34 protein-coding genes are annotated in these 25,624 nt (G+C 63.0%); 20 read left to right on the top strand and 14 right to left on the bottom strand.

The features are described 5' to 3' along the window. Positions 1–8: 8 nt before the first annotated feature. The 5 genes from C437_RS17645 to C437_RS17625 are packed head-to-tail and all read left to right on the top strand — an operon-like array spanning position 9 to position 4,214. Positions 9–947 (top strand): branched-chain amino acid ABC transporter permease, encoded by a 939-nt coding sequence (locus tag C437_RS17645; RefSeq protein ID WP_049919883.1) that lies wholly within the window; start codon positions 9–11, stop codon positions 945–947. Further along, positions 944–2,035: a branched-chain amino acid ABC transporter permease gene (locus C437_RS17640; RefSeq protein WP_004518362.1), complete on the top strand. Its 1,092-nt coding sequence runs from the start codon at positions 944–946 to the stop codon at positions 2,033–2,035. Before C437_RS17645 ends, C437_RS17640 begins: the two co-directional genes overlap by 4 nt. Continuing rightward, positions 2,032–2,790 carry an ABC transporter ATP-binding protein gene (locus C437_RS17635; protein ID WP_004518361.1) on the top strand — a complete coding sequence of 253 codons (759 nt, stop codon included), beginning with the start codon at positions 2,032–2,034 and terminating at the stop codon, positions 2,788–2,790. Before C437_RS17640 ends, C437_RS17635 begins: the two co-directional genes overlap by 4 nt. Continuing rightward, positions 2,787–3,530 (top strand): ABC transporter ATP-binding protein, encoded by a 744-nt coding sequence (locus C437_RS17630; RefSeq protein WP_004518360.1) that lies wholly within the window; start codon positions 2,787–2,789, stop codon positions 3,528–3,530. Before C437_RS17635 ends, C437_RS17630 begins: the two co-directional genes overlap by 4 nt. Continuing rightward, complete coding sequence (locus C437_RS17625; protein ID WP_004518359.1) at positions 3,531–4,214, top strand: thioredoxin family protein; 684 nt, start codon at positions 3,531–3,533, stop codon at positions 4,212–4,214. It begins immediately after the preceding gene. A gap of 6 nt (positions 4,215–4,220) precedes the next feature. On the opposite strand, the gene C437_RS17620 is transcribed toward C437_RS17625, so the two are convergent. Both C437_RS17620 and C437_RS17615 read right to left on the bottom strand, forming a co-directional pair. Continuing rightward, positions 4,221–4,619: a universal stress protein gene (locus C437_RS17620; RefSeq protein WP_004518358.1), complete on the bottom strand. Its 399-nt coding sequence runs from the start codon at positions 4,617–4,619 to the stop codon at positions 4,221–4,223. 108 nt (positions 4,620–4,727) lie between these two features. After that, on the bottom strand, positions 4,728–6,137 hold the full coding sequence (locus C437_RS17615) for a signal recognition particle protein Srp54 (protein ID WP_004518357.1): 1,410 nt from the start codon (positions 6,135–6,137) through the stop codon (positions 4,728–4,730). 262 nt (positions 6,138–6,399) lie between these two features. On the opposite strand from C437_RS17615, the gene C437_RS17610 reads away from it, so the two are divergent. From C437_RS17610 to C437_RS17600, 3 genes are read left to right on the top strand one after another with little or no spacing between them, the layout of a single operon-like run. Further along, positions 6,400–7,308, top strand: coding sequence for an AEC family transporter (locus tag C437_RS17610; RefSeq protein ID WP_004518356.1), 909 nt, complete (start codon positions 6,400–6,402; stop codon positions 7,306–7,308). Between the two features lie 48 nt (positions 7,309–7,356). Next, on the top strand, positions 7,357–7,731 hold the full coding sequence (locus tag C437_RS17605) for a cupin domain-containing protein (RefSeq protein ID WP_004518355.1): 375 nt from the start codon (positions 7,357–7,359) through the stop codon (positions 7,729–7,731). Between the two features lie 55 nt (positions 7,732–7,786). After that, positions 7,787–8,437, top strand: coding sequence for a bifunctional 4-hydroxy-2-oxoglutarate aldolase/2-dehydro-3-deoxy-phosphogluconate aldolase (locus C437_RS17600; RefSeq protein ID WP_004518354.1), 651 nt, complete (start codon positions 7,787–7,789; stop codon positions 8,435–8,437). Positions 8,438–8,488: 51 nt separating this feature from the next. Here C437_RS17600 and C437_RS17595 read toward each other — a convergent pair whose 3' ends face one another. The 5 genes from C437_RS17595 to C437_RS20740 all read right to left on the bottom strand — a co-directional run bounded on the left by C437_RS17595 (position 8,489) and on the right by C437_RS20740 (position 12,082). Beyond that, the gene (locus C437_RS17595) at positions 8,489–8,995 is read right to left on the bottom strand and encodes a hypothetical protein (RefSeq protein WP_004518353.1); all 507 of its coding nucleotides are present in this window, start codon (positions 8,993–8,995) and stop codon (positions 8,489–8,491) included. Positions 8,996–9,867: 872 nt separating this feature from the next. Further along, positions 9,868–11,157, bottom strand: coding sequence for a signal recognition particle-docking protein FtsY (ftsY, locus tag C437_RS17590; RefSeq protein ID WP_004518352.1), 1,290 nt, complete (start codon positions 11,155–11,157; stop codon positions 9,868–9,870). A gap of 7 nt (positions 11,158–11,164) precedes the next feature. After that, positions 11,165–11,626 carry a prefoldin subunit alpha gene (pfdA, locus tag C437_RS17585; protein ID WP_170832114.1) on the bottom strand — a complete coding sequence of 154 codons (462 nt, stop codon included), beginning with the start codon at positions 11,624–11,626 and terminating at the stop codon, positions 11,165–11,167. Then, positions 11,623–11,796: a 50S ribosomal protein L18Ae gene (rpl18a, locus tag C437_RS17580; protein ID WP_004518350.1), complete on the bottom strand. Its 174-nt coding sequence runs from the start codon at positions 11,794–11,796 to the stop codon at positions 11,623–11,625. The genes pfdA and rpl18a overlap by 4 nt, the downstream gene beginning before the upstream one ends. A 148-nt stretch (positions 11,797–11,944) precedes the next feature. Further along, positions 11,945–12,082, bottom strand: coding sequence for a hypothetical protein (locus C437_RS20740; RefSeq protein ID WP_004518349.1), 138 nt, complete (start codon positions 12,080–12,082; stop codon positions 11,945–11,947). A 96-nt stretch (positions 12,083–12,178) separates the two neighbouring features. On the opposite strand from C437_RS20740, the gene C437_RS20735 reads away from it, so the two are divergent. After that, entirely contained in the window at positions 12,179–12,343 is a 165-nt protein-coding gene (locus C437_RS20735; protein ID WP_169331093.1) for a hypothetical protein, read from the top strand. A 20-nt stretch (positions 12,344–12,363) separates the two neighbouring features. Here the strand turns inward: C437_RS20735 and C437_RS17575 are convergent, their stop codons facing one another. Genes C437_RS17575 through C437_RS17565 form a run of 3 tightly spaced genes read right to left on the bottom strand, consistent with a single transcriptional unit; the run spans position 12,364 to position 13,462 of the window. Next, a complete protein-coding gene (locus tag C437_RS17575; protein WP_004518348.1) occupies positions 12,364–13,029 on the bottom strand; it encodes a translation initiation factor IF-6 in 666 nt (221 codons plus the stop codon). A gap of 2 nt (positions 13,030–13,031) precedes the next feature. Then, positions 13,032–13,310 carry a 50S ribosomal protein L31e gene (locus tag C437_RS17570; protein WP_004518347.1) on the bottom strand — a complete coding sequence of 93 codons (279 nt, stop codon included), beginning with the start codon at positions 13,308–13,310 and terminating at the stop codon, positions 13,032–13,034. After that, positions 13,310–13,462 (bottom strand): 50S ribosomal protein L39e, encoded by a 153-nt coding sequence (locus C437_RS17565; RefSeq protein ID WP_004518346.1) that lies wholly within the window; start codon positions 13,460–13,462, stop codon positions 13,310–13,312. Before C437_RS17565 ends, C437_RS17570 begins: the two co-directional genes overlap by 1 nt. A gap of 186 nt (positions 13,463–13,648) precedes the next feature. Between C437_RS17565 and C437_RS17560 the strand changes: the two genes are divergently transcribed. After that, positions 13,649–14,101, top strand: a complete 453-nt coding sequence (locus C437_RS17560; protein ID WP_004518345.1) for a hypothetical protein — start codon at positions 13,649–13,651, stop codon at positions 14,099–14,101. On the opposite strand, the gene C437_RS17555 is transcribed toward C437_RS17560, so the two are convergent. Together C437_RS17555 and thpR are read right to left on the bottom strand one after the other, a co-directional pair. Then, the gene (locus C437_RS17555; protein ID WP_004518344.1) at positions 14,098–14,910 is read right to left on the bottom strand and encodes a ZIP family metal transporter; all 813 of its coding nucleotides are present in this window, start codon (positions 14,908–14,910) and stop codon (positions 14,098–14,100) included. The two genes, C437_RS17560 and C437_RS17555, sit on opposite strands and share 4 nt — an antisense overlap. A gap of 256 nt (positions 14,911–15,166) precedes the next feature. Next, the gene (thpR, locus tag C437_RS17550) at positions 15,167–15,730 is read right to left on the bottom strand and encodes an RNA 2',3'-cyclic phosphodiesterase (protein WP_004518343.1); all 564 of its coding nucleotides are present in this window, start codon (positions 15,728–15,730) and stop codon (positions 15,167–15,169) included. Between the two features lie 205 nt (positions 15,731–15,935). Between thpR and C437_RS17545 the strand changes: the two genes are divergently transcribed. The 6 genes from C437_RS17545 (at position 15,936) to C437_RS21005 (ending at position 19,537) form a co-directional block, all read left to right on the top strand. Beyond that, a complete protein-coding gene (locus C437_RS17545; protein WP_004518342.1) occupies positions 15,936–16,664 on the top strand; it encodes a tetratricopeptide repeat protein in 729 nt (242 codons plus the stop codon). After that, positions 16,661–16,951 carry a DUF424 domain-containing protein gene (locus C437_RS17540; RefSeq protein WP_004518341.1) on the top strand — a complete coding sequence of 97 codons (291 nt, stop codon included), beginning with the start codon at positions 16,661–16,663 and terminating at the stop codon, positions 16,949–16,951. Before C437_RS17545 ends, C437_RS17540 begins: the two co-directional genes overlap by 4 nt. A gap of 65 nt (positions 16,952–17,016) precedes the next feature. Further along, positions 17,017–17,475, top strand: a complete 459-nt coding sequence (locus C437_RS17535; RefSeq protein ID WP_004518340.1) for a hypothetical protein — start codon at positions 17,017–17,019, stop codon at positions 17,473–17,475. 79 nt (positions 17,476–17,554) lie between these two features. Continuing rightward, positions 17,555–18,802: an aminotransferase class V-fold PLP-dependent enzyme gene (locus tag C437_RS17530; protein ID WP_004518339.1), complete on the top strand. Its 1,248-nt coding sequence runs from the start codon at positions 17,555–17,557 to the stop codon at positions 18,800–18,802. Between the two features lie 194 nt (positions 18,803–18,996). Beyond that, positions 18,997–19,281 carry a hypothetical protein gene (locus tag C437_RS21010; protein ID WP_241431714.1) on the top strand — a complete coding sequence of 95 codons (285 nt, stop codon included), beginning with the start codon at positions 18,997–18,999 and terminating at the stop codon, positions 19,279–19,281. Between the two features lie 115 nt (positions 19,282–19,396). Further along, positions 19,397–19,537, top strand: coding sequence for a hypothetical protein (locus tag C437_RS21005; RefSeq protein ID WP_241431713.1), 141 nt, complete (start codon positions 19,397–19,399; stop codon positions 19,535–19,537). On the opposite strand, the gene C437_RS17520 is transcribed toward C437_RS21005, so the two are convergent. Continuing rightward, entirely contained in the window at positions 19,527–19,985 is a 459-nt protein-coding gene (locus C437_RS17520; protein ID WP_004518338.1) for a protein-tyrosine phosphatase family protein, read from the bottom strand. The two genes, C437_RS21005 and C437_RS17520, sit on opposite strands and share 11 nt — an antisense overlap. A gap of 226 nt (positions 19,986–20,211) precedes the next feature. Here C437_RS17520 and sufU point away from each other — a divergent pair, with 226 nt between their 5' ends. Further along, positions 20,212–20,640 (top strand): Fe-S cluster assembly sulfur transfer protein SufU, encoded by a 429-nt coding sequence (sufU, locus tag C437_RS17515; protein WP_004518337.1) that lies wholly within the window; start codon positions 20,212–20,214, stop codon positions 20,638–20,640. Positions 20,641–20,695: 55 nt separating this feature from the next. Next, positions 20,696–21,478 (top strand): methyltransferase domain-containing protein, encoded by a 783-nt coding sequence (locus C437_RS17510; RefSeq protein ID WP_004518336.1) that lies wholly within the window; start codon positions 20,696–20,698, stop codon positions 21,476–21,478. Position 21,479: 1 nt separating this feature from the next. Here C437_RS17510 and C437_RS17505 read toward each other — a convergent pair whose 3' ends face one another. After that, on the bottom strand, positions 21,480–23,489 hold the full coding sequence (locus C437_RS17505) for a heme-binding protein (protein ID WP_004518335.1): 2,010 nt from the start codon (positions 23,487–23,489) through the stop codon (positions 21,480–21,482). A gap of 123 nt (positions 23,490–23,612) precedes the next feature. Between C437_RS17505 and C437_RS17500 the strand changes: the two genes are divergently transcribed. Both C437_RS17500 and C437_RS17495 read left to right on the top strand, forming a co-directional pair. Next, positions 23,613–24,539, top strand: coding sequence for a S49 family peptidase (locus C437_RS17500; RefSeq protein WP_004518334.1), 927 nt, complete (start codon positions 23,613–23,615; stop codon positions 24,537–24,539). A 1-nt stretch (position 24,540) separates the two neighbouring features. Continuing rightward, positions 24,541–25,617, top strand: coding sequence for a DUF4350 domain-containing protein (locus tag C437_RS17495; protein WP_004518333.1), 1,077 nt, complete (start codon positions 24,541–24,543; stop codon positions 25,615–25,617). Positions 25,618–25,624: the final 7 nt, after the last annotated feature.

Raw genomic sequence — 25,624 nt, 5'->3', positions numbered from 1 at the left:
AGTCGAGCGTGACGCTCCTCGCGGATATCCTCACCATCCTATTGAATGGGCTGCAACAGGGCGCGATTTACGTCCTGCTCGCGGTTGGACTGTCGATTATCCTCGGGACGCTGAAGTTCGTGAATTTCGCCCACGGGGCACTGTACCTCGTCGGCGCGTATCTGGGGCTGTTCATAACTGGAAACGTTCCGCTGAACGACGGCCAGTTAGCAGCGTGGGGAATCGAGTCGTACGGCATCGGTCTCGGATTCATCGCTGCGCTGATTATTGTGCCGATTGTCGTGTTCGTCATCGGCCTCCTGATGGAGCGACTCGTCGCACAGGCGTTCTACGACCGCCCCGATACCGACCAGATACTCGTGACCTTCGGGCTCGCAATCATCGTTCAGGAACTGCTCCGTGCGATGCTTGGCGGGAACAGCCAGCCGTTCCCACAGCCCTCGTGGGCATCCGGCCCGATAGCGCTGCCCGTGGTCGGGAACTTCCCACGCTGGCGTCTCGGTGTTATCGCAATTACCGCAGTCCTCGTCCTTGGCGTGTACGCCCTCGTCGAGTACACCGACTTCGGACTCATCGTCCAGGCTGGTACCCTCGACGGCGAGATGGTTCGCCTGCTTGGAATCAAGCTGAGCCGGCCGTACCTCGTCGTGTTCGGCATCGGTGCCGCACTCGCCGGCGTGGCCGGCGTCGTCGGCGGCCCGCTTGCCAACGTCAATCCCAACATCGGGACTGAACAGTTGGTGCCGGCGTTCCTGACCGTCGTTATCGGCGGCGTCGGGAAAATAGAGGGGGCCGTCGTGGCCGGCCTGATGCTGGGCACGCTGCAGGTACTCCTCATCCAGACCGGCTACGCCGCCTGGAGTCAGGTCGGTATCTACGCGCTCGCGGCGCTCGTCCTGCTGGTGCGTCCGCAGGGCCTGCTGGGCTCAGAGGTGGATGTCTCATGAGCGACGAACCGCGCGACGCGACCGCCACGGCGGCGGCCGATGCGGACACAGAGGTCACCGGCGGCTTCGCCGACCGGTGGGCCAGCTTCCGCGACCGAGAGATATCGACAGTGCTGCTCACGGTCGTTGGCGTGGCCGTTTTCCCGTTCCTCTTCAACAACTACCTCGACGGCTATACCCAGCTGGCGACGCTGATGCTCATCTACGGCATCTTCGCCGTCGGGTTCGACATCCTGCTGGGATACACCGGTCTGCTGTCGTTCGGCCACGCCGTCTTCTTCGGCGGCGCGGCCTACGCCGCCGGTATCTTCAGCGCGAGCGTCAGTAGCTCGCCGCTGCTGGTGCTGCTCGCCGGCACGGTGTTCGCGGTACTACTGGCGTGGATTGTCGGCTTCCTGTCGCTGCGCCGCGGCGGAATCTACTTCGCTATCCTGACGCTGACGTTCGGCCAGATGTCGTTTTACTTGGCGGCGTCGCCGCTGGCCTTCCTCACGAACGGTGAGAACGGCTTCACCTCCGTGGACATCGGCAGCCTGCTGGGCGTCATCGACATCCACGGCGGCGTGCCGTTCCCGCTGTCGATGCTGGTCGACAACATGCTGTACGTGTTCGTTGCTGTCATGACGGTGCTGTCGGTTGCGATGGCGAATCGCATCCTCCACTCGCCGTACGGGACCGTGTTCCGTGCGATTCGGGAAAACGAGCGGCGGGCGGAGTTCGTCGGCCTCGACGTCTGGCGGTACAAGCTGATGGCGTTCATTATCTCGGCGGCCTTCGCCGGCATCGCCGGCAGCCTGTTCGCCATCGAAGGGAACTACGTTCCTCTGCAGTCGCTGTACTGGACCGAGTCCGGGCGCATCGTCATCATGACCGTGCTCGGCGGTGTCGGGTCGCTGTTCGGGCCGCTGTTCGGCGCCGGCGTGTACCTGTACATCGAGAACATCGTCAGCGGGTTCGAGACGCTCGGCCCGTTCTGGCATCTCATCCTCGGTGTCGTGTTCGTCGTCGCTGTCGTCCTCTTCCCCAACGGCATCTGGGGCGGTATCGACTACGTTCGTGACAGGGTCGTCGGAGGTGACGACGAATGACGGTTCTCAAAACGGAACAGCTCACCAAGCAGTTCGGCGGCCTCACGGCCGTCGACGAGGTCGACATGGCCATCGAGCAAGGCGAAGGCGTGAGCCTCATCGGCCCCAACGGCGCGGGGAAATCGACGTTCATCAATCTCGTCACCAGGCGACTCGAACCGAGCTACGGCGAGATCGCGTTCCAGGGAGATTCCATCATCGGAATGGACCCACATGAGGTCGTCCAGCGAGGGATGAGCAAGTCCTTCCAGACGGCCTCTATCTTCCCCGAGCTGACGGTCAAGGAGAACGCGACCATCGCGGCACTGGCGGCCGAGCACGGCTCGTTCCGGTTCAATTTCTTCCGGAATCAGAACAGCTACCCGGCGGTCGATGAACTGGCAAACGAGGTCCTCGAATCGGTCGGCCTGTACGGCGAGCGGGAGAACGAGGCCGCCAGCCTCGACTACGGAAACAAGCGCCGGCTCGAACTCGGCATCGCGCTGGCCGCCGAACCGGACATGCTGCTGATGGACGAGCCAACTGCCGGGATGAGCCCCGACGAAACGAAATCGACCGTCAAGCTCATCAAGCGAGTCAAGGAGGAGCTCGACCTGACGTTCCTGCTTGTCGAACACGACATGGAGATCGTCTTCGACATCTCGGACCGCATCGTCGTCCTCAACCGCGGATCAGTCATCGCGGAGGGGACGCCGGCGGAGGTACAGAACGATCCTGCTGTACAGGAAGCGTACCTGGGAGGTGTCGAGGAGTGACGCTGCTCGACGTGGACAACATCAACGGGTACTACGGCGAGAGCCACATCATTCAGGACGTGTCGATGAACGTCGACGACGGCGAAATTACGGCCCTGCTGGGCCGCAACGGAGCGGGGAAGACCTCGACGCTCCGGTGTATCTCCGGGGCGACGCCGCCCGATGTCCGGAGCGGCACGATTCAGTTCAACGGAACGGATATCACCAACGACCCACCGGAGGACATCGCTGTCCGCGGCATCTCGCTGGTCCCGGAAGAACGGCGCGTGTTCACTGATCTGACCGTCGCCGAGAACCTCCACCTTGCGGATACCGTCCGCAACAAGTCAAACACCTGGCGGCGGAAGCTCGATTTCCGCGACGAAGGGATGTCAACCTCAGAAATCTACGAGTACTTCCCGCGACTCGACGAGCGACGCTCCCAGAAAGCGGGCACGCTCTCGGGCGGCGAACAGCAGATGCTCGCCATCGCCCGCGCGCTCCACCAGAGCACCGACCTCTTGATGCTCGACGAGCCATACGAAGGGCTGGCACCACAGATCATCGAATCCGTCGAGAACGCAATCAGGCGAATCAGCGAGGACGGCACGACGATACTACTGGTCGAGCAAAACGCTGTGGCGGCGATGAAGATCGCCGACCGGTGTTACGTGCTGGATCGCGGAGAAGTGGTCTTCGAGGGGCCCGCCGATGAGCTACAGCAAGATCAAGAGACGCGCGACAAATATCTGGGTGTCTGAATGTCAGAAACACAATCCGCCGAAGCGCTACTCGACGCACTGGAAGACGAAGGCGTCGTCGTCATCGACGAGGAAACGGACGAGGTCAGCACGACGGAAGCGTTCGAAGCTGACCGCGAGGTGTACTACGACACCTACGTGACGATGGGCGAGACGGATTTCCACGAATCTGTCGCCGACGTGTTCGGCCTCGATTCGGCCGCCGAAGCGGCCGAGCGGGTCGACGAGCTCGACGTGTCCCGCGAGGAGTTCGCTACGTTCCTGACTCTGCGGTCGAACGTCGACGGCTCCTACACGACCGTGGAGCTGACGACGATGGCACAGATGGCGACCGAGCTGGGGCCGGAGACACCGGTCCCCGACGGGGTCGAGCATCTGGACGACGACAGCTACGAGGCCTTCGTCGACGCCCACGACCGGTGTGTCGTGACCGTGTGGAAGCTGTTCTGTGACCCCTGTGAAGCAATGAAATCGGAGTTAGACGACGTTCTGGCCGCCTTCCCGGACGGCGTTCCGGTCGGCGGTATCGCCGGCGAGCGGTCGCCGGAGTTCTGTCAGTCGGTCGGTGTCAACGCAGCGCCCGCCATCGTCCTGTTCGAGGACGGCGAGCCCGTCGAGCGGATTACCGGTCGGACGGACCCGTCGCCGCTCGCAAAACGGGTCGAAGAAGTGTACGGGGCCTGAGCAGCGTTACTCTTCTTCGCCACTACAGACCAGCACGGAGCGGTCCGTGCCCAGAATCACGCTCTGTGTGACGCTGCCGAACAGCACTTTGCCCGTCGGCGTCCGCTTGCGCCCGGCGACGACAATCATGTCGGCGTCCTGCTCGTCAGCCAGTCGGAGGATGGCGTCGGCCGGTTCGCCGCTCGACTCTTCTAGCGCCACCTCGACGCCAGCCTCTTCGAGGACTTCCCGTGCCCGGCGCACGGAGGCCACCTGATCGACGGACGCGCCTTCGGGATTCTCCTCAAAGTCGTGTAGCAGCGTGACGCGGACCTGGCTGGCGTCCATCGGAATCTCGGTTATCGCTTCCGCGATGGCGGTCCCACGAGCCTCACTTTTGTCTATCCCAGCGACAATTTCGTACATGCTCGCTTTATCCGTAGAACGGGCCAACCCTTAGTTCTGGCCCGGATATCGAATATAAATCATCAAAATAGCGTGGGATATCCCAGACCACAGATCGACACAGCGGCGTCAGTCGCCGAACGGGCCCATACCGCCGCCGCCCATACCGCCCATGCCGCCACCGCCGCCACCGCCCTGTTGCATCTGTTTCATCATCCGCTCCATGTCGCCGTCGCCCATGCCCTGGAACTGTTTGAGCATCTGTTCCATCTGTTTGTGCTGCTGGAGGAGTTCACGCACCCGCTCCTCGGGCTTGCCCGAGCCCCGACAGATACGCTCTGTCCGGGACTGGCCGACGACGCGGGGGTTCTCCAGTTCCGCCTCGGTCATCGAGTCCATGATGACATCGAAGTCCCGCATCCGCTCTTGGGTCACGTCCATCGCGTCGTCGGGAAGCTGGTCCATCAGCCCACCGCCCAGGCCGGGAATCATGTCCATCACCTGATCCAGCGGCCCCATGTTGTTCATCGTCTGCATCTGCTTGCGCATGTCCTTGAGGGTGAACTGCCCCTCAAGCATGTCCTCGGGGTCCCAGTCCTCGTCGTCGCCTTCCTGGGTCTCCTCCATCGCGCGCTCGACGCGCTCGGTGAGCTGCTTGAGATCGCCCATCCCGAGCAGGCGGGAGATGAACCCGGAGGGCTCGAAGCGTTCGATGTCCTTGACGGTCTCCCCGGAGCCGAGGAAGGCGATGGTGGAGTCGGTCTCGTTGACGGCAGCGAGCGCGCCGCCACCTTTCGCCGTCCCGTCGAGCTTGGTGATGACAACCCCGTCGATGCCGATGGCGTCCTCGAAGTCGGCGGCCTGACTCTTGGCGCTCTGGCCCATCGCCGCGTCCAGCACCAGCAGGTCCCGGTCGGGCTGGACCTCCTGTTCGATGCGCTCGATCTGCTCGATGAGCTCCTCGTTCAGGCCGTCACGACCGGCCGTATCGACGATGCGCACGTCCGCGTTCTCCGTCGCTTCCAGCCCGTCACGGGCAATCTTTACTGGGTCGTCCTCGTCGGGGTCGCCGTAGAAGTCGACCTCGGCGCGCTCTGCCATCTCCTTGGACTGGTCGTACGCGCCGGGCCGGTCCGTGTCGGTCTGGATGATGGCCGGTCGGAGCCCTTTCGTCGAGAACCACCACGCCATCTTCGCGGCCGTCGTCGTCTTCCCCGACCCATACAGGCCGGCGAGCATGATGGTCTGCTCTTCGAGCGGCAGTTCCGTCGACTCGCCGACGAGGTCGACCAGTTCTTCGTAGACAATTCGCAGAACCCAGTCTCGTGGTGTCGTCCCCGCCGGTGGTTCCTCCTCTAGCGCCCGCGTCTCGATGCTGTCAGAGAGGTCCTGTACGAGTCCGACATCTACGTCGGCCTGCAACAGCGACCGCTGAATCTCTTTGACGATGTCCTCGATATCTTCTTCGGAGAGCCGGGACTTCCCCCGGAGGTCATCAAGTGTCCCCCGAAGCGAACTCCCAAGATCGTCGAGTACCATTGTTAGCGCGAGATACGCGACGACGCGGGTAAAGGCTTGTTGTCATGCTGTCGCCCGCTAACCGCTGAGATGACTGCCGTATCCGTTCGGTCAGGGCTGAGTCGCTCATTGCCATCGGAGCGAAGCGGAACGGCAGGTCCATCTCAGTTTGCCGACCATCTTCGGGCGAGATGTGCTCTCTGTGTGAGACAGCATCTGCATGATTAATTCCACGTCTACCGGTGGCGAAAGGGTGAAAAGGTCGAACCGACTGGTCGACAATATGGCCGTTCTCGGACAGCTCGGATTCATGGTCGCCTTTCTTTCGGCCGGCGTCGCCGCCGGCCACTTCGGGCTGTTGACCGAGCGGCGGACGGATATCCTCACGACACTCGTTTTTACCGTCGCGCTGCCGGCGCTCATATTCCAATCCACGTACGACCGCCCGTTACAGGAGATTATCTCGCCGGCGCTCCTCGGGGGGTTCTGGGCCGTCGTCGCACTGACGATAACGCTTGGCTGGCTCGTCCACCGGCGGCTGGAGTCCCCCGACCGCCGCAGCGTCTCCGTCGTCCAGTCGTATCACAGCAACATGGGGTTTCTCGGCCTGCCACTGGTAGCGGCGACAATGGGCAGCGAAGCAACAGCCGTCGCCAGCGTCATCCTCGGCATCGGCGCGGTCACGCACGTCCCAGTGACGGTGTTCCTGCTGGTCTGCATCAACGGCGGCGACGCCTCGCTGCTGGGCGAGTGCAAGAAGCTCGTGACGAACCCGGTGCTCATCGCGCTGGTGGCCGGCATCACAGCCTCGGTCCTGTCGCTATCCGTTCCGGAGGCAATCATCGGTGCACTCGGCCCGCCGGCAGAGCTTGCGCTCCCGGTCGCCCTGCTGTGTATCGGTGCGACGCTCGACACGGACCTCCCGGTGTCGGACCTGCAAAAGACTGTCAGCGTCGTCGGGCTGAAGGTGCTATGGATGCCGGCGCTGGCGTGGCTGGTGTACTCCTCGCTGTCGATGGACGCGACAGCGCTGGGTGCGGCGGTCGTGATGCTCGGCACCCCGACGGCGGTGTCGACGTACGTCTACACGACGGAACTCGGCGGCGACGCCGCCTTCGCCTCACTGAACGTCTTCACCTCGACGGTGGCCTCCATCGGAACGCTCTCCGTGCTGATCTGGCTGTTCGCCTGACACCGCTCCGTGGTCACGCTTTTGCCCGCCGGCGCCCCCACCGACGATATGGGCTACCACCAGATTGACCCCGAGGACCTGTCAGCGACTGCAGACTACCCCTGTGACCGGCGCGGCGTCTCCGACACCGCCGAACTCCACGCGCTCCACGCGGCCACCTACGAGATGACACCCGGCGAGGACCTCTCGCGGACCTACCACTACCACGAGACGCGCGAGGAACTGTTCTACGTGCTCGACGGCACGCTCCACGTCGAAACGCCCGACGGGGAGTACGTCGTCTCAGCCGACGAGGTGTTCGTCGCCGAACCGGAGAGCCCTCACCGCGCGCACAACCCCGACGACGCCGACGAGTCAGTTACCGTGCTGGGCGTCGGCGCCCCACCGACCGACATCGCGCGCCCATACGACCCGGACGCGTAGCGAGTGCTCCGGCGGTTCAGACACGCTTTTGGGCCACCCCGTCACAGTTGCGCCCATGACGAGCAAACAGGCGGTACAACAGGAACTGGTCGACAGCGGCGTCACAGCAGTCCTGCGCGGGATTCCCGAGGAAAAGATGGTCGACGTGGCGACAGCCGTCCACGAAGGCGGCGTCACGGCGCTGGAGCTGACGGCCGACGCGAAGCGCTGTTCGGACATGATCGCCGCCGTCGACAAGGCACTCGACGACACCGACGCCATCATCGGGGCCGGGACGGTCATGGACGCCGCCGCCGCCCGCAACGTCATCGAGGCCGGCGCGGAGTTCGTCCTCGCGCCGAACCTAAACGAGGACGTCATCGACGTGTGTAACCGCGAGGGCGTCCTCGCGATCCCCGGCGTCATGACGCCGACAGAGGCCGCCGATGCGATGGAAGCGGGTGCGGACATCCTGAAGATGTTCCCCGCCTCGACGGTCGGTCCCGGCCACATCGGCGCGCTGCAGGGCCCGCTCGGCGACGTGCCGATCATGCCGACTGGTGGCGTCTCGACCGACAACGTCGACGAGTTCTTTGATGCCGGCGCGGTTGCCGTCGGGGCAGGCTCGGCACTGGTCAACTACGAAGCAATCGAGAACAACGATATGGACGGCGTCCGCGAACAGGCCGCGGAGTTCGTCGATGCCGTCGAGGCCGCCCGAGAGTAGCAGCAGTCGTACCCGACCAGTCAGAACGCGGCCCGGCACGGCGTCAGCGGGTTATGCTCCGGTTTCGTTGGCGGTCGTTTCGTTGCCTGTCTCGTTCCCGACTGTGCCGGTTTCATTACCGGGCAGGTCAGTCTCGTTGCTAGGTATTTCGGTTTCGTTATCGGGTATATTCGTTTCGTTGCCCGGAGTATCTGTCTCGTTTTCAGGTATTTCGGTTTCGTTGCCCGGTACTTCGGTCTCATTGCCGGGCAGTTCGGTTTCATTATCCGGGATCTCGGTCTCGTTTCCGAGAGCATCAGTTTCGTTCTCGCCGAGTTCCGTCTCGGTATTCATCCCGGTTTCTTCTTCGGTCTGGGCTTCAGTGTCCGTCTGCGACTCGGTACCAGCTTCGGTCATCGCGTCAGTCTCTGCTGCCGTAGATGTGCCTGGAGCTTCGGCACCGCCGCCACCGCCGTCGGACTCCGTACCGCTACCGCCAGTGTCACTACAGCCAGCGAGCGCGACGAGTGCGCCGCCTGCGATTTTGATAACGTTCCGTCGAGATGTGGGTCGTCCCATAGCGTTTGCCCGAAGCGAAGCCGGGCAGTTTATGAATGACCTGCTAAGCGTCTGACGGAGGGCCGACGGAATGGATTAGTCACACCCGAAGCTGAATCGGTTCACAGAACAATCATAAACAGTCTGGTTCAGATCACGATTAGTTCAAATCCGGGGTTTCAACCGGATGCACGGGTGGCTTTCGCTTCAACCACCTAAATACCGACGTGTCACGGTGTGTTTCGATGCTCGGACGATTCCGATGCACGCGCTTTCCGAGCGGTTATCGAGTGTATAGGTATCTGCGCCCACGGACGTGCCGGCCTGCGCTGTGAGTCAACAGCGACTCATCGGTCAAATCCCACTCAGCCACCGTTTAACAACGTAATAACCCGTGGTTCCAGTGGTCAGCACCCCCACTCCTGTGAGAACTCCCATTGCCGCAGTTATCGTCACTGTCACCTGAAACAGCGGGCACCTGCTCGCACCAGTCAGTTACGACCTGTGCTCGTCACCAGGGAGACTCCGACCATCAGGGGACGGCCCGATGAGTTCAGGTGCAACATCAGCCGGCGCGGCTTGCCGACAGTAGCGTCTGTCAGACATCGTTGGCTCCTCCGGTACCGATATCGCTAGAACCGTCGCGTCGTTCGATTGTCTGCATTGGAGTCACGCTACGCTGGTGTGTACGTCAGTGATACACGGCAATCGACTTCAACGCGGTCCTGTCGGCGAAAACGACCACACCTCCGCTTATGTCGTGATATTTGCCGCATTATGCGTAGTCCACTCTCAGCCGAAAGGAGGAACACTCCGGGTTCGACACAATCAGAGTCCACGATGGCTCTCGATAGCCCAGAGATTGCAGCAACAATAACCGGGAAGTCCGAGGCCTACTCGCCGATGAGACTATCGACGATCTCCTCGGGGTCGAACGGTTCGAGGTCATCGTAGTCCTGGCCGGTTCCCAGGAAGAGAATCGGCTTGCCGGTGACGTGTGCGACGGAGATGGCCGCGCCGCCCTGCGGGTCGGCGTCGGCTTTCGTCAGTATCGCCCCGTCAATCTCGGCGGCGTTGTCGAACTCCCGGGCCCGGTTGACGGCATCCTGTCCCGCGACCGCCTCGTCCACGAACAACGTCATGTCCGGATCGATGTTGCGGTCGATCTTCTCCAACTGGGCCATCAGGTCGTCGGAGGTGTGGAGCCGGCCGGCTGTATCGCCAAGCACCACGTCGATGTCGTTTGCCTTGGCGTACTCGACGGCGTCGTAGACGACCGCCGTCGGGTCTGAGCCCTGCTCGTGGGTGATTATCTTCTTGCCGAGGTTCTCGGCGTGTTTCTCAAGTTGCTCGTTCGCCCCGGCGCGGTAGGTGTCGCCATTGGCGAGCACCGTCGAGAGTCCGCGTTCCTCGAAGTACTGGGCGAGTTTCGCAATCGAGGTCGTCTTGCCGACACCGTTGACCCCGGTGAACACGATGGTGACGGGCTTGTCGGCCTGCTGGACGCGCTCGTCGAAGTCGAACTGGCCGACGTTAATCACGTCGTACAGCGACTCTCGGAGTGCATCCCGAACGAGGTTCCCCGTGCTGGAGAGCCGTCGGCGGGTCTGGCCCGTGAGGTTCTCCTTCACGCCGTCGAGAATCTCGTTTGCGACGCTCATCTCCACGTCACTCGACAGCAGTGCCAGTTCGAGGTCATCGAGGTGACTCTGCAGGTCGTCCTCCTCGATGACGGTCTTCCCGGTCGCCATGAGCTTCGCCTTCGCGGCGAGGCCGCGGCCGCCGTCGTCTTCGTCTGACCCCGAATCGGCTTCGGACGCTGAGTCAGCCGCGGTTTCCGCGGCGTCGTCCGACTGGGACTCGTCGTCTGGAACCGCGTCCGTGTCTCCGACTTCCGCAGCCGGTGCTGTGGCTGACTCATCTGTCGCCACAGCGTCCGCGGCTGGCGGTTCAGCGTCAGCCTGTGACCGGTCGGTTTCGGCTGTCTGTCTCGCCACCTGCGTGTCGTCTTCGGACGGCTGCGCGTCCGTCGCAGGCTCAGATTCACTCGCCTCATCAGCAGGTGCTTCCCCAGCCGCCTCGTCGGCGTCTGGTTCGTCCTCCGCTTCGAGTGCGTCGTCGTCGACGTCCTCCTCGACGTCACTCGTGAACCCGCTGAGTTTGTCCTTCAGTCCGTCGAACATAGCGGCCTTACTCGTCTTCCTGCTCTTGCTGTTGCATCATCTGCTGCATCTGCTGCTGTTGCATCTGCTGGGCCTGCTGTTCGAGTTCCTCCATCTCGGTCTCGACTTCAGCCTTCTCTTCCTGCAGCTCGCTGATGTGATCGTCCAGCGTCTCCTGCTTTGTTTCCAGCGTACTGACAGCGCCGTCCTGCTCGCGTTCTGCGGAGTAGCCGCCACCGAGGGAGACGACGACTTCGTCGATGTCCTCGATAGTCGCGCGGATGTAGGCGTCGCCGCCGAGCGGGACCTGCACCGTAGAGCCGGAGTCGAGCGTCTCGATGGCCTCGATAGCCTCGTCGATGTCCGACTGCTTCTCGCGGAGGCGTTCGATCTCCTCGTCGATGGCGTCGACTTCCTGCTCCATCTGCTCGATCTCCTGTGCGACCTGCTGCATCTGACCGCCGCCGCCACCGCCGCCACCGCCCATCATGCTGCCACCTCCTCGATTGTGATCTGCGTGCGCTTGAGGTTGTGCTGTGAGCCGAAGTCGCTGTAAACGCGCTCCTCAGCGACGTTCTCGTTTGGCGCCTCGACCTCCTTTTCGAACTCCTGTGGGCCGTCTCGGGCCGGGAAACTACCGCGAACAGTGTACGTGCTCATACACGCAGATGCGGGCAGGGCAGGGAAGTATCTTCCCCTTCCGCCTTTTTCCAGAGACACGGCGAGCCACGACAGAGCCAAGCGGTACTCGCCGCTGTCGGGCCCGGGACCACTGGGAGCGAAATATCAAGAAACGGGCAGCATACCCCTAGTCACTGGGTTCTGGCGCGTACACCATATCGCCGCCACACTCCGGACAGGATGGGCGGAGTACACCTGTCGAGTAGTCACACTTCCGACAGACGAGGCGGTTCTGGTCTTCCGCAGGCGGTGTTCGCTGGACCATACGTGACGTTTGGGGACGCACTATATTATTCTTTGACACGATCTATCATGGTCAGCAACCCCGATGGGTTTGCCGGGACAGGACATACAACAAGACATGCGCGGGACAACCTACCAGTGTGAGTGCGGTGCGACGTTGCGGTTCAGACAGGACCTGACGCTGGAGCGGGGCGGGACCAGCCGGTCCTGGGCGTGTGGAGACTGCGGACTACCCGTTCCGGGCGTGGTGGCAGAGAAGCTCAGCCACCAGCATCCATCCTGAGCGGTGAAATAGAAGTCGCGTCAGTCGATGTAGCCGAGCGCCTGATCGATACGGCCCAGCTCCGGCCCGGAGGTGTCCGAACCACAGACGTAGCCGTGATCGTTGGCGATGAGGCCGGACCCGACCAGCGGGCCACCGTAATTGATGGTCCCGATGTCTGCGGGCACGTCAAGGACGTCCTCAAGAGCGTCGAGTTCGCCGTCCGTGGCCTTCGGATGGCAGAGCACGCCCTTGTTGGTGGCGACAGCGGCGGTCCCGACAGTCGTGACGCCGGCGATGACGCCGCGTTCGACGGGCACGTCCAGCCCGTCCTTGATGGCCTGCACGGCCTCTCTGGGGAGGTCGGGGTGGACGTACGCGCCGTAGTCGTTACAGCAGACGACGTTTCCGGCGGCGTTAATTCGGCCGGGGAGCCGTGTTACGGGCACGTCGACGATATCCTGAATCCGTTCGATTTCGGTCTCACGGACGCGTTCGGAGACGACCAGCCCGTTCTCGTTGCCAGTCGCGAGCGCGCCGACGGTCCCAGAGCGGCCGACAGTCGTCGGCACGGCCGGAACGTCGAGTTCGTCGCTCAGGTCGTCAAGTAGCGATTCGTCTAAGTCTGGGCGAACCAGCACGCAGTCGTCGGTCGCACGGGCGAACACACCCACGTACGACGACCCGGAGAAAGCCGCGCGGAGCAACGTTACTCTGCGGTCTCTGCTTCGACGATGGCTTCGCCCTCTTCCTCGAAGCGGGCGGCGCGAACACGGATCTTGCTTGGCGTGTTGGCGCGGCCGCGAGCCCAGGCCGCCTCGTTGATGGAGGGGTCCAGACGGACGGCGTCCTCGTCGACAGAGAAGTGTTTGGCGAGGTGCTCGCGGATGAGGATCATCGCCTTGTCTGCGCGTTTGTGGTTCGGTTCGGCTCGCGCGTCTCGGAGCGGGACGGTGACGACACGCTCCTCAAAGTCACTGGCGCTCATTATTCGTCAGTGTCGTTGCGCCGCCAGTGGCGTCGTTTGTGGTTGCGCTGGACCTCGCGGTCCGTCTTGAGCATGACCCAGGCCGGGACTCGACTGTTCTGGTTGTCGAGTTTGGCCAGTCGCTTCTTCGTAGCCTTCGATTTCTTACCCATGGTATGGTGCTTGTTCCGCGCCGTGGTTTAAATTCCTTCCTTTTCGAGCCAGCCGTGTCCCGTTATCAGCGGCTATAACTGCGGACGTAGAACTAAGTAGACTGTGACCCTGATTATCAATGGATGAAGCGCCGGAGATTTCTCCAGACAGCCGGTTTCGGTGCAACAGTCGTCGGCTCTGGTTGCATGGGTGGTGGCGGCGAAGTAGTCGTCAGCGTGAAGCAGGATATCAGGGTCGACCCACATGAGGCGTGGATAAAGGAGAGGATTCCGGACGTATCCGACCCCGGCGGCGAGATACAGTATATAGTCAAAGCAGACATCCCGTTCAACGTGTACTTTTTCACCGACCGTGAGCAGTTCGAGCAGTACGACACGTACATCAAAGGCCGAGAGCCCGACGAGACGCCGCCAGGCAACCCCAAATTCAGCCAGACAGCAGTGCAGCCGGAGGGATCAGATATTTATCGGGCGTCGACGGACGACGGCGGCGCGCGAGAGTCACTAGACGCGCCCGGGCCGTACTTCTTCGCCGTCGATCACTCGAACTACCGGATGGAGACCCGCGTCGAGGACTACGACGACCCGCTAAAGGCATTCGTCGATCTCACCGTCATCCGGAACAAGCTTCCCCTCTAAACGAATGCAAGCGGCACCATCGCCAACACGCCGACAGCGACGCCAGCGGTGAGTTCACGCTTGCCCCCGCCCGGCAGGCCGTTCCCGTACTCCAGCGCCTCGGGGACGAACTCCGTGAGCACGAGATACACCATCGCTCCAGCAGCGAAGCCAAAGCCGAACGGGAGGAACGCCTTCGCCAGTGTGACGAAGTAATACGCGATAACGGCCCCGACTGGCTGTGGCAGCGAGGAGAACACCGCCCACCAGACCATCTTCCACTCGCTGATACCCAGCGAACGGAGCGGGATCGCGATGGCAGTCCCCTCCGGAATATTGTGGATAGAGATGGCGACCGTCATAAACACCGCCAGCAGCGGGACGGAGACACCGATGATACTCACAGCGGATGCTGGCGTCGCCGACTCCAGCCCGAGTTCCGCGAAGGAGACGCCGACCGCGACGCCCTCGGGAAAGCTATGGACGGTCAGGATGCCGAGAATCAACAGGAGCTTCTTGAAGTCGGCCCGCTCGAACTCTTTGGGCGAGTTGTCGAAGCCCTCCAGCGCCCAATGGGCCACGACGACGAGGACGACACCGGCGAGGACTCCGGGAACCATGAGCAGCGGCGACCCGTATGCCAGCCCCTCGCGGACGAGTCCGAACAGCGAGGCGGCGACCATGATCCCCGAGGCGAGTCCCCACAGCAGGACGTTCCACCGGTCGGAGAACTCATCGACCAGAAAGAACGGAATCGCCCCGAGCCCGGTGGCGAGTGCCGTAAGCAACCCCGCGACGAACACAAAGGCGACGTTCTCTACGGCGACCATACTGGCCCTATGCCGCTCGGGCCGATAAAAATTATCACTAACCTGATTTGTTTTGGTCCGCCTAAACGGGCAGCCAGTACGCTGTGTGTGGCTACTCAGGAGCCTAATTGACGGCCTCAACGGGGATACCGTCTATGCTACAGCAGTCCCACCGCCGTCGCGTGACTCGTAACAACATTCTGTCAATAAGTGCCTGTCAGAACCGTCCGTATGATACTCGTACCGGCAGCAACCGTCTGGCTGTGACGGCAAACGGTCACAACGGCACCGATTCTACGGTCCGGTACGTCGGCCCGTCGGGGCCTAGCTCACTCTCTTTCAGTCGGATTTCCTCGACCTGAAGGCGGCCCACGTCGGGGTCGTCGTTCTCGACTGCGTTCTGTACTGTCTCTTTGCCGCCGGCGTGGTCCATTCTGGCGACGGTCGCGTGGGGTGTGAACTCGTGGCCTTCCGACTCGAACCCCATTGCGACGGTCCGTTCTTCGATAGCTTCGTGCAGCGCGGTCAGTTCCGCGCCGCCCTGACCGTTACGGACGCCGACCCAGACGACGCTGATGTAGGACAGCGACGGAAAGACGCCAAACCCGCCGAACTCGGCTTCGAACGGCGTAACACCGCTGTCTTCGACCGCAGTTTCGAGGGCGGAGACGATGTCACCGACGCGGTCCGGGTCCGTATCGCCAAGGAACTTCAGCGTGACGTGGGCTTGTTCGGGGTCGGTCAGACGGAGGCCGGACACATCGTCGAAGCGGTCCTGAACGGCCGCCACGGCGTCAGCCAGCCCGTCGAGGTCGACGCTGACGAACAGGCGCTTTGACATAGGCGAAGGTTCTGGGCCGGTCCGCAAGAAAGCACCGGGCACCACAGCCAGAAGTCCCTGAGTCGACTGCAGACAACGTCTGTGAAGATCAGGAACGCATCCAACATCAGTAGGTCCCGAATAGCCGGAAATACGGGGCAGGACACTGAAATCGTCACGAGCCGTGGACGTAGCCCTTAACCGGATTGGCCGTCAATCAGGAGGTATGACAGACCACGACGACGACCATTCCTTCTCCGAAGGCCAGGGGTTCGGTGAGCCCTACGAGGGGTTCGACCTCGAACCACCGGAGTTCGAGGTAGACCCGGACAAGGTCGACCCTGTCGACTCCCGTGTCGTCACCGACCTGTTGGACCAGCGGAACATCTCCGCTGACTCTGTAGAACCGGAGAAGCTACTCGATGTCGGCCTGGAGTATATGCACATCAACCGCCACGAACAGGCCGCCGAAACCTTCGAGCGTGTTGCCCAGCACACCGAGGAGGAGCGCCTGCTCCAAGAGGCCTGGACGAACAAGGGCGCAGCCCACGCGGAACTCGAAGAGTGGGACGCCGCCATCGGGGCGTACAAGGAAGCGCTCAATTTCGACGAGGAATCCGACCACGCCGCCACCGCGGAGACGAACCTCGCGTACGCGCTCTGGAAGTCGGGCCGCTCCGAGCAGGCGCTGGAACACGCCGAGCGCGCCGTCGAAATCGACCCTCGCTTCGGCGAGGGGTGGTACAATCGCGGCTTCTTCCTGCTCGAACGCGGGCTCGCCGACGAGGCCATCGACGCCTTCGACAACGCGGTCCGACTGGGCTTCCGCAACGCCGACGTGCTCGAAGAGAAGGCCCGCGCCCTCGAAGAGGTCGGCGAGTTCGACCGCGCCGAGGAGCTGGCCGAGGAAGTCGACGAGATGCGCGAGGAGGCCGAACAGCAACTGCTTGAATGATACTCAACGAACGCGATACCGACGAGGGGTTGCTCGTCTCGGTCTGTGACCCCGACATCATGGGCGAAACGTTCGAGAACGGTCCCGTGTCACTCACCGTCAACGAGGAGTTCTACGGCGGCGAAACAGCTACCGAGGACGAAATCGTCGACAGCCTCGCCCGCTGTTCGGTCGCCAACATCGTCGGCGACGACGCCGTCAGCGTCGCCGTCGAACACGGCTTCGTCGACGAGGAGAATGTCCTCGACCTTGGCGAGACGCGCCACGCGCAGTTGCTCTGGATGTAGCCGCTGTTGCTGCCGCTTCACCGACCCCGAGGGTCTTTGCGTGTGCCCATCGAGAACAGACACAGATGTATTCGAGAGACCACGCCATCGTCTCTGCGGCCGTCGGAGCCGTCGGCGTCGCCGTCTTCCCGGTCCCCCTACCCTGGTGGGCCGCCGTCGGCTACGCGGTCGTCATCGGCGTTGCTATCGACGTCGACCACTTCGCCGTGGCCCGGCTGGAGACCGGCGACTGGGACGCGCTCCGGCGCTGTCTCCGAAATCCGAAGATCGCGGTGCTCGATCAGGACGAAATCTTCGACCCGCAGGACCTCTGGCCGCTCCAGCGGCTCCTCAGCCACCACCTCATCGGCGGCGTGGCCGTGTTCGGCCTCTGGCTCGTCTCCGAGCCGCTGGCGCTGTTTACCGCCCTTGTCCTGTACGCCCACGTCCTCGGCGACCTCGTCTGGGACAACTACCTGCTTGAGACCTACCGGGAACAGCACGCGATGGCGGCCGAATCCGGGTCCGACTCCGATTCTGGATAGGACAAATCGCCGCCATCGCCGGAGCAGAGTTCTAGGTGAACCGAAGGAATGTTGCCTGTTGAGCCCCTGAACAGAACTAATGGGACACGCTGAATCTGAACTACTGGACGTGGAGCGTATCCGCGAGGATTTCCCCATCCTCCAGCGCGAGTTCGGCGGCGAGCAAGTGGTGTATCTCGACAACGCGGCCACCACACAGACGCCCGAGCCCGTCGTCGAGACCATCGCCGACTACTACCGGACAACCAACGCAAACGTCCATCGGGGCCTCCACCAGCTGAGCCAGGAGGCCAGCGTCGCCTACGAGGACGCCCACGACCGCGTCGCCGAGTTCATCGGCGCATCGGGCGAACGCGAGGAGATCGTCTTTACGAAAAACACCACCGAGAGCGAGAACCTCGTCGCCTACGCCTGGGGCCTGAACGAACTCGGCCCGGAAGACGAGGTCGTGCTCACGGAGATGGAACACCACGCCTCCCTCGTGACCTGGCAACAGATCGCCAAAAAGACCGGTGCGACATGTCGCTACATCCGCGTCGACGAGGACGGCACGCTCGACATGGACCACGCCCGCGAGATCATCACCGACGATACCGCGATGGTCAGCGTCGTCCACGTCTCGAACACGCTCGGGACCGTCAACCCCGTCTCGGAGCTGGCGGACATCGCCCACGACCACGATTCGTACATCTTCGTCGACGGCGCACAATCGGTCCCGAACCGCCCGGTCGACGTGGAAGCCATCGACGCCGACTTCCTGGCCTTCTCGGGGCACAAGATGGCCGGCCCCACGGGTATCGGCGTCCTCTACGGCAAGAAACACATCCTCGAGGAGATGGAGCCGTACCTCTACGGCGGCGAGATGATCAAGAAGGTCACCTTCGAGGACGCCAGCTGGAACGACCTCCCCTGGAAGTTCGAGGCCGGCACACCCGTTATCTGCCAGGGTATCGCGCTGGCGGAGGCCTGTGACTACCTCGACGACATCGGGATGGAGCGGATACAGCGCCACGAGGAACAGCTTGCCCAGTACGCGCTGGAACAACTGCAGGCCGAAGGTGACGTCGACACGTACGGTCCGTCCGCAGGAACGGAACGCGGCGGCCTCGTCTCGTTCAACCTCGATTCGGTCCACGCGCACGACCTCTCCTCAATCCTCAACGACTCCGCCGTCGCCATCCGCGCCGGCGACCACTGCACCCAGCCCCTCCACGACAAGATGGGCGTCCCTGCCTCTGCGCGTGCGTCCTTCTACATATACAACACGCGTGAAGAAGTAGACAAGCTCGTTTCGGCTATCGACGACGCCCGGCAGCTGTTCGCGTAGTCAGTCTCTACCGCGCGCCGATGGCGCTCGGCTCCCCCGGATTCGCAGCCGTGCGGCGAGTCGGCCTTTTTCCACCGAAAGGCCCGTTTCTTCGTCTGTCGAGGCGTGCTTCACTTTGTTCACCAAGACCACGCTTTAGGATAGGTCGTCGCGGGGTGGACTTATGATATTTTGATGACAACCAAACGGCAGCGATGCCACAGCGAGACGACGACGCCCACGACCTGACGCCACAGGAACTCGACCACACGCATCTTCCGGACCAGACAATGTACAAGATCACCTTGTCGGATGCAGCGCACTTCGAGCAGGGCGGAGACGCCATCCGGACGTATCCAGTCTGCGTCACAAACGAGTTCAAGTTGCTGTATTTCGAGATGGACCGCGGTGCCGTTCATCGACTGGCACACGCACGCGCCCAGTTTCGACGAGGTGTGTCTGTGCCTCGATGGTGCCGCCAGGTACACGCTGAAACGTGAGGACGGAAGCGAGCAGATACTCCGGGCAGAACCACGCGAATTCGTCTATCTGCCCGGAGGGAGCCGACACAAAATCGAAGCAGTGGGTGAAAGCGGTCACGAAGGACTGGTCACAATGCCGCCAGACTCGGTCGGACGTCTCGAATTGCTTGAAGGCAATGAGCCGTACCAGACCGAGGACTGGCCGGTTGCACTATGGGTCGACCGGATTCGTGATGAGGTCGTCAAGAAAGACGAAAGCGCCGTTACAGAGTAGACTCTGCAGGCTGTGTGTCGGCCGGATATGCAGCACGGTAGATCACAGCTAGCTCGTACAGCACGGGGTTCGGCGTCGCAATCGGTCGCGCCGCCTGCACGTCCGCCAGCGCGTCGGCGAGTGGACGGCCTTCCTCAGCAGCGAGGGCGGTCGCAAGCAGCGTCGTACTCCGGGAGACGCCAGCCTTGCAGTGAATCAGTGCCGGACCGTCCGCTCGGACGAAGCGGCGAGCGGTGTCGACGGCCGCCTCGAACGCCGCCCATTCGTTTCCCGGGCCGTCCGTGAGCGGGTGGTGGGCCGTCGTGAGCGGGTACGCCTCGCTCGTCGCCGAAAGCACGTGGTCGAAGGTCTGGTCGTGTGTCTCGGGTCGTGCGGCGTGTTTGTTTCCGAGATACAGCGCCCGGTCACCGATCTGTCGGATCACCGGCGCATCGCTGACGAACCCCACGGGTCGAACAGCGAGGGTATCAGGGGCATCTGTAGCCGGAGACGGAGCATCGTTCCCTTCCACAGAGTGATAGAAGCAGATAGCGACAATAAATCCTGCCGCTGCTGTGTCCGCCAGTTCGTCTGCTTGCACGGCCTCAGATGGCGATTGTGCCGACCGGACAGACAGCGTGCGAACAGATACCTCGGAACGTTTTTCCGACTGACAGCCGTATCATAGTTCAATTATGGGTATCGGTGGCTCGGATATGTACCGGCAGCAGATCCTCGATCACTACAAGAATCCCCGGAACTACGGGGAGATCGAGGACTCGACGTTTACCCACATCGGCGAGAACCCGATGTGCGGCGACGAGATACGGATGGACGTTGTCCTCGACGAAGACGAGGAGACCATCGAGCAGGTCGCCTTCCAGGGCGACGGCTGTGCCATCTCCCAGGCCTCCGCGTCGATGCTCTCACAGGAGCTAGCCGGGATGGCGGTCGAGGACCTGAAAGCGATGGACCGCGACGACATCACGGAGATGCTCGGCGTGGACATTTCGCCGATGCGTGTCAAGTGTGCCGTTCTCGCAGAGAAGGTGGCACAGGACGGCGCGGAGATTTACTTCGGTGAGAAGAACATCGACCGGACGACGACCGAAGACGACGACTGAGAACAACATACACGCTGCCGACATCTTTTCACCGCTGCCAGTCACCAGAGCTGGTATGCCCGAGAACAAGTGGGACCCCGACGACTACGACGGCGGCCACGGGTTCGTCACAGAGTACGGAGCGGACGTGGTCGAACTGTTGGACCCCCAGCCGGATGAGCGCGTCCTCGACATCGGCTGTGGCACCGGCCATCTGGCCGCCGAAATAGCCGACTGCGGGGCTGATGTGGTTGGCATCGACGCCGCCGAAGAGATGGTCACTCGCGCCCGGGAACAGTACCCCGGGCTGACGTTCGAGGTCGCCGATGCCCGGGAGTACGAACCCGAGAGACGCTTCGACGCTGTGTTCTCGAACGCCGCACTCCACTGGATTCCGGACACGGACCACGACGCCGTTCTGTCGATGGTCGCCGATGCGCTGACCGAGGGCGGGCGCTTCGTCGCGGAGCTCGGCGGCGCTGGGAACATCGCACGGGTCGAAAGGGCTGTGCGGGCCGAGCTCGCCGACAGCGGCTACGACGCCGAGAATCTGTGGTACTTCCCGAGTATCGGCGAGTACACGCCGCGGCTTGAATCGCACGGGCTGGAGGTCGCTGCAGCGTGGCTGTTCGACCGGCCGACGACGCTCGACGGGGGTCCCGCGGGTCTTCGCGAGTGGGTCGAGATGTTCGGCGACGAGGTTCTCGCTCCCGTGGACGACGGCGAACGCGGTGCCGTTCTCGACGGCGTCGAGGAGCGCCTGCGGCCGGCGCTGTACGACACAGAGACCGAGACGTGGACCGTCGACTACCGACGGCTGCGGTTCGTCGCCAGTAAATACCAAACAGCTAGCCTGTGATTCAGGCCAGGAAGACGTGGCGCGGTCGGTCGGCCAGCACGTCCCGACCCCAGTCGACCGTCTCCGAGAAGTCATCGGAGCGGAAGAACGCCATCGCGTCCTCCTGTGAGTCCCACTGGCTCGCGATGAACATATCGTTCTCGTCGTCGTGGTTGAACAGCAGCGAGGTCTCGCGGTGGCCGTCCATCTCTTCGAGCAGGCCGCCGACGGTGTCGAACTTCTCGACGAAGTCCTCGTGGTACTCGGGCTTGACCGTGTAGAACATCCCCATCGTCCCGAACCCGTCGCCCTCGCCGTGGCGACCGACGACGCCGGGCAGGTCGGTGAGGTAGTCGCTGGCGGTCTGTGCGGCGTCCTCAGTGTCCCAGAGCGATGCGACGGCCGAGAGGTCGCCGTCGGTGTCGCCGTACACCGTCGTCTGGACGTGGGTGTCGTAACGGTCAAACGCGCTCCGGAGGTCCGCGGCCTCCTCGTCAAGCGTCGCCGCGTCGGCTTCGGAGTACACCACGAGGGCGTACACGTCCTCGCCGTGCGGTTGTCCGGCGTAGACGCCCGCCGATTCGAGCGTTTCGCGGATAGACTGTGACGACTCGGCGGTCTGGGCGTTACTGCCGTCCTCGGTCTCTTCGCTCTCGGCCCCTTCACCGAGGGACCCGCCAAGCTGTTCGTCGACCCCGTCGATATCCTTCAGGAACCCGGCTGCCGTCTCGGCGGCGTCTTTCGCCGTCCAGATACTGACAACGTAGGTCTGACCACTGTCGGCGCGCACGGCCGTCTGGACGTGGCGGTCGTAGTGGTCGAAGTTGCTCTCAAGATCGGACACGTCGTCGACGATATCTTCTGCATCGGCCGAGGAGTGGAACACCAGCGCATAGTCGCCGGCGTCGTACGCGTCGCCCTCGTGCAGCCCCAGCCGACCGAGCCGTTGCGCAGCGTCGTCTATCTCTTCGAAGTCAGCCGAAACGTCAGGCCGGCCGCCCGAGCTACCTGACGATCCGGAGTCGGCTTCCTCGGACGATTCCTCGGAATGCGGATGGTCGCCCTCACCCGCGCTTCCGGGGTGGGTCCCGCCATGGCTGTCGGTGTCTCCGCCGGCGTGTGCCCCTGCCTGTGCGTCGCTCGCCGTCTGCTCGTCCGCGTGGCCGTGACTCGCACCGGCGTCAGCCGGCGCGTGCTCGTGTTCCGCAACGTCCGCCGGTGTCTCGGGGACCGATTCATCATCGGTCGGCACCCGCTGGCCAGCCAGAACGGCCGGCAACTCCGAGGGATCGAACCGCCGGCCGACGTAAAACGGGCCGAACTCGGCGAACTGCGAGGTCGAGGGGTCGAAACGCATCTCGGTCAGCAGTTCCTTGATGTGGCGCATGTCGTCGCTCCAGAGGGTGATGCCCCACTCCCAGTCGTCGAAGCCGATGGAGCCGGCGATCATCTGGTTCACGTCGCCGCCGTAGGTGCGGCCGATGTCGCCGTGCCGTTTGATGTGGGCCGCCCGCTCCTCGAAGGAGGTGTCGTACCAGTTCTGATCGGGCTGGCGGCGCTTGCTCATCGGGTAGAAGCAGACGAACTCCTCGTCAGGCACGTCGGGGTGGAGTCGGGCCTGAATGTACTGGGCCAGCCCGGAGTCGTCGTCGACCTCGCCCTCGAAGTACTCACGTGACTTCTCGGTGTAGCCCGAGGCCTCGGTCACGGAGACGTAGGAGAACTCCTGCTCGGTGAAGGCGGCAAACTCTGTCTGCTCGAAGTGCCGTTCGGCCGCGTCGAGGTCGCCCATCGTCGGCCGCAGGTGGAGGATCATGATGTCGGCCTTGTGGCCCATAACGGTGTACACCGCCGTCTGGCCCTCCTCGGCGTCTTCGACGGCTTCGTAGGCGTCGAGGAAGCCGATCCCCTCTGAGAGCGCACGGTCACGGACTCGCTGGGGGGCCTCACGCCAGGCATCCCAGTCGATACTCCGGCAATCGTGCAGCGCGTACCAGCCCTCTTCGGTGGCTGGCGGCTTTCGTTGGTCCATAGATATCGGTTGCAGGTCGACAGTAAGGAAACTTCTCATGTCGGTCCGGGACGGCGACTTCTGAGCCAGCAGTTCAGGCTGGGCTTTTATTAGTCCAACGTGACAGCGAATCTATGTTGTCGCATGAACAACCCAATCGACAGACGGGTCGCAACTGCCCTCCAATCATATACGGTACTTGCGGTTATTGCCATTCTCATCGGTGCCGCAGTCGTACCGTATGCAGCGTCGGTCGCCGAGGGTGACGAACAGTACGTCGCTGTAGTGAATATCGACGAAACGATTTCCAGTTCTAGCTCACAGGACACGGTACAGCAGCTCCGCGAGCTCCGCACCAACGAGTCAGTCGAAGCGGTCGTTCTCCGGGTATCGAGTCCCGGGGGGAGCGCCGCCGCCAGTGAATCGATGTATCTGGCGGTCAAGCGGCTCTCGGCCGAAAAACCGGTGTATACGAGTGTCGACCAGTACGCCGCCTCCGGCGCGTACTACACCGCGGTCCCGAGCGACCGTATCTACGTGACACCGGCCAGTGTCGTCGGCCATGTGGGGGTCATCGGAACCGCGCCGAGCGACGGTCTGAGCCCATCCGCCACGACCGGTCCCGACAAGGCCCATCGAGGGATGACACGCGACGAGTACTACGCCAGCCTCGAATCAATGAAGCGGGCCTTCGTCGGTGCAGTCATGACCGAACGCGGTGACAGGCTCAACGTCTCCCGAGAGACCGTCGCCGAAGCCTCGGCGTATCAAGGTGGTCGCGCGGTCCAGACCGGGTATGCGGATGAAGTCGGTGGACTCGAAGCCGCGATAGCCGGCGCAGCCGAAGCCGCTGGTCTCTCAGAGTATCAGGTCGTCTACCACAACCCCGCGGACCCACAGGGGCTGTTCTTGCTCAGTGGCGGGAGTGACGCCGGTGGGAACGCGACCGTCGCCGCCGAGGGCGCACCGTACACGTTCCAGGGCGTCGACACAGTTCACTTCCTCATGATATACGGCACGCCGGAGAACCAGCAGGTCGTCTACAACAGCACCGCACAGGGAGGGGCCTGAAATGTCAGCCGATAGCTCACGTCCGAGTCCGGTCATCCGAGCCGGATTCTTCGCTGGGATACTCGTCCTCTCAGTGATTGTCGGTACCGTCGCGATTGGTGGTGGTGCACAGTCAGCCCCCGATGTGTCCCAGGTGAACGCCCCGTCGTTCAACAGCGGCGAGTCTGTCGCGACGCCGGCAGACGAGAGCGGTGAGCTCTCGATGTCGGCCGACGCGTCCGGGAAGGTCGTCGTTATCGATGTCGCTCACGCTGGCGACATCGACCGCGAAGCGCTCACGCCGCTCGTCTCGACTCTGACCGAGAACGGAGCGACGGTGCGCTACCACGTCGGCGAGCGCCAGCGCGGGAGCCCGCTCAACGAGTCCCTCCGTTCGGCTGACGCCCTCGTCGTCCTCGGTGCGGAACAGCGCTACACCGAGAGCGAACTGAACGGCCTCTCCGCGTTCAGCGACGCGGGCGGTCGCGTGCTCTTGCTGAACGAGCCGTCACAGGCGAGTCCCGCCGGCTTGGGACTTTTCGGCCCGGTTCGGTCGGATAGCGTGACCAAGCCGATGGCCCCACTGGCGAGTCAGTACGGCCTCTCGTATGGGAACGGCTACCTGTACAATATGCACGAGTACGACACCAACTACCAGAACGTCTACGCGACGCCGACGGGCGATACGGAACTCACAGAGGGCGTCGACCGAACGGTCTTCTACGCCGCGATCCCCGTCCAGGGCGGCGATACCGCGCTCACGACCACGGAACAGACAACGCTCTCGAAGACACGGCGACAGGACACGTACGGCGTCGTTGCCCGCTCGGGGAACGTCGTCACTGTCGGTGATACGAACGTGCTCACGCAGGAGTTCCTCTATCGGGCCGACAACGAGCAACTGGTCGGGAACCTGCTTGACTTCCTCGTCACGGGAGAGAAATCGCCCGAAGACGCGCCACAGCCACCTGAATCCGGAGATTCCGGTTCTGGCAGCTCGCTCCCCGGTGCCGGAACGGGCGGTGGCGGCGCACTGCCATCTGAGCCGGGTTCAACCCCAGCGCCCGAACCGAATGAGACCGTGATGTCCGACGAGTAGGGCGTCA

Origin of the sequence: Haloarcula vallismortis ATCC 29715 (assembly GCF_000337775.1) — an archaeon.
In the GTDB taxonomy this organism is placed as follows: Archaea; Halobacteriota; Halobacteria; order Halobacteriales; family Haloarculaceae; genus Haloarcula; species Haloarcula vallismortis.
This window is presented reverse-complemented; position numbering and strand designations above follow the sequence as displayed.

Bases quoted from the DNA above. Each gene is read 5' to 3' on its own strand.
- C437_RS17640 (WP_004518362.1), top strand. From the start codon at position 944: ATGAGCGACGAACCGCGCGACGCGACCGCCACGGCGGCGGCCGATGCG.
- C437_RS17635 (WP_004518361.1), top strand. From the start codon at position 2,032: ATGACGGTTCTCAAAACGGAACAGCTCACCAAGCAGTTCGGCGGCCTC.
- C437_RS17625 (WP_004518359.1), top strand. From the start codon at position 3,531: ATGTCAGAAACACAATCCGCCGAAGCGCTACTCGACGCACTGGAAGAC.
- C437_RS17620 (WP_004518358.1), bottom strand. From the start codon at position 4,619: ATGTACGAAATTGTCGCTGGGATAGACAAAAGTGAGGCTCGTGGGACC.
- C437_RS17615 (WP_004518357.1), bottom strand. From the start codon at position 6,137: ATGGTACTCGACGATCTTGGGAGTTCGCTTCGGGGGACACTTGATGAC.
- C437_RS17610 (WP_004518356.1), top strand. From the start codon at position 6,400: ATGGCCGTTCTCGGACAGCTCGGATTCATGGTCGCCTTTCTTTCGGCC.
- C437_RS17605 (WP_004518355.1), top strand. From the start codon at position 7,357: ATGGGCTACCACCAGATTGACCCCGAGGACCTGTCAGCGACTGCAGAC.
- C437_RS17600 (WP_004518354.1), top strand. From the start codon at position 7,787: ATGACGAGCAAACAGGCGGTACAACAGGAACTGGTCGACAGCGGCGTC.
- C437_RS17595 (WP_004518353.1), bottom strand. From the start codon at position 8,995: ATGGGACGACCCACATCTCGACGGAACGTTATCAAAATCGCAGGCGGC.
- ftsY (WP_004518352.1), bottom strand. From the start codon at position 11,157: ATGTTCGACGGACTGAAGGACAAACTCAGCGGGTTCACGAGTGACGTC.
- pfdA (WP_170832114.1), bottom strand. From the start codon at position 11,626: ATGATGGGCGGTGGCGGCGGTGGCGGCGGCGGTCAGATGCAGCAGGTC.
- rpl18a (WP_004518350.1), bottom strand. From the start codon at position 11,796: ATGAGCACGTACACTGTTCGCGGTAGTTTCCCGGCCCGAGACGGCCCA.
- C437_RS20740 (WP_004518349.1), bottom strand. From the start codon at position 12,082: ATGGTCCAGCGAACACCGCCTGCGGAAGACCAGAACCGCCTCGTCTGT.
- C437_RS20735 (WP_169331093.1), top strand. From the start codon at position 12,179: ATGCGCGGGACAACCTACCAGTGTGAGTGCGGTGCGACGTTGCGGTTC.
- C437_RS17570 (WP_004518347.1), bottom strand. From the start codon at position 13,310: ATGAGCGCCAGTGACTTTGAGGAGCGTGTCGTCACCGTCCCGCTCCGA.
- C437_RS17565 (WP_004518346.1), bottom strand. From the start codon at position 13,462: ATGGGTAAGAAATCGAAGGCTACGAAGAAGCGACTGGCCAAACTCGAC.
- C437_RS17560 (WP_004518345.1), top strand. From the start codon at position 13,649: ATGGGTGGTGGCGGCGAAGTAGTCGTCAGCGTGAAGCAGGATATCAGG.
- C437_RS17555 (WP_004518344.1), bottom strand. From the start codon at position 14,910: ATGGTCGCCGTAGAGAACGTCGCCTTTGTGTTCGTCGCGGGGTTGCTT.
- thpR (WP_004518343.1), bottom strand. From the start codon at position 15,730: ATGTCAAAGCGCCTGTTCGTCAGCGTCGACCTCGACGGGCTGGCTGAC.
- C437_RS17545 (WP_004518342.1), top strand. From the start codon at position 15,936: ATGACAGACCACGACGACGACCATTCCTTCTCCGAAGGCCAGGGGTTC.
- C437_RS17540 (WP_004518341.1), top strand. From the start codon at position 16,661: ATGATACTCAACGAACGCGATACCGACGAGGGGTTGCTCGTCTCGGTC.
- C437_RS17535 (WP_004518340.1), top strand. From the start codon at position 17,017: ATGTATTCGAGAGACCACGCCATCGTCTCTGCGGCCGTCGGAGCCGTC.
- C437_RS17530 (WP_004518339.1), top strand. From the start codon at position 17,555: ATGGGACACGCTGAATCTGAACTACTGGACGTGGAGCGTATCCGCGAG.
- C437_RS21010 (WP_241431714.1), top strand. From the start codon at position 18,997: ATGCCACAGCGAGACGACGACGCCCACGACCTGACGCCACAGGAACTC.
- C437_RS21005 (WP_241431713.1), top strand. From the start codon at position 19,397: ATGCCGCCAGACTCGGTCGGACGTCTCGAATTGCTTGAAGGCAATGAG.
- sufU (WP_004518337.1), top strand. From the start codon at position 20,212: ATGGGTATCGGTGGCTCGGATATGTACCGGCAGCAGATCCTCGATCAC.
- C437_RS17510 (WP_004518336.1), top strand. From the start codon at position 20,696: ATGCCCGAGAACAAGTGGGACCCCGACGACTACGACGGCGGCCACGGG.
- C437_RS17505 (WP_004518335.1), bottom strand. From the start codon at position 23,489: ATGGACCAACGAAAGCCGCCAGCCACCGAAGAGGGCTGGTACGCGCTG.
- C437_RS17500 (WP_004518334.1), top strand. From the start codon at position 23,613: ATGAACAACCCAATCGACAGACGGGTCGCAACTGCCCTCCAATCATAT.
- C437_RS17495 (WP_004518333.1), top strand. From the start codon at position 24,541: ATGTCAGCCGATAGCTCACGTCCGAGTCCGGTCATCCGAGCCGGATTC.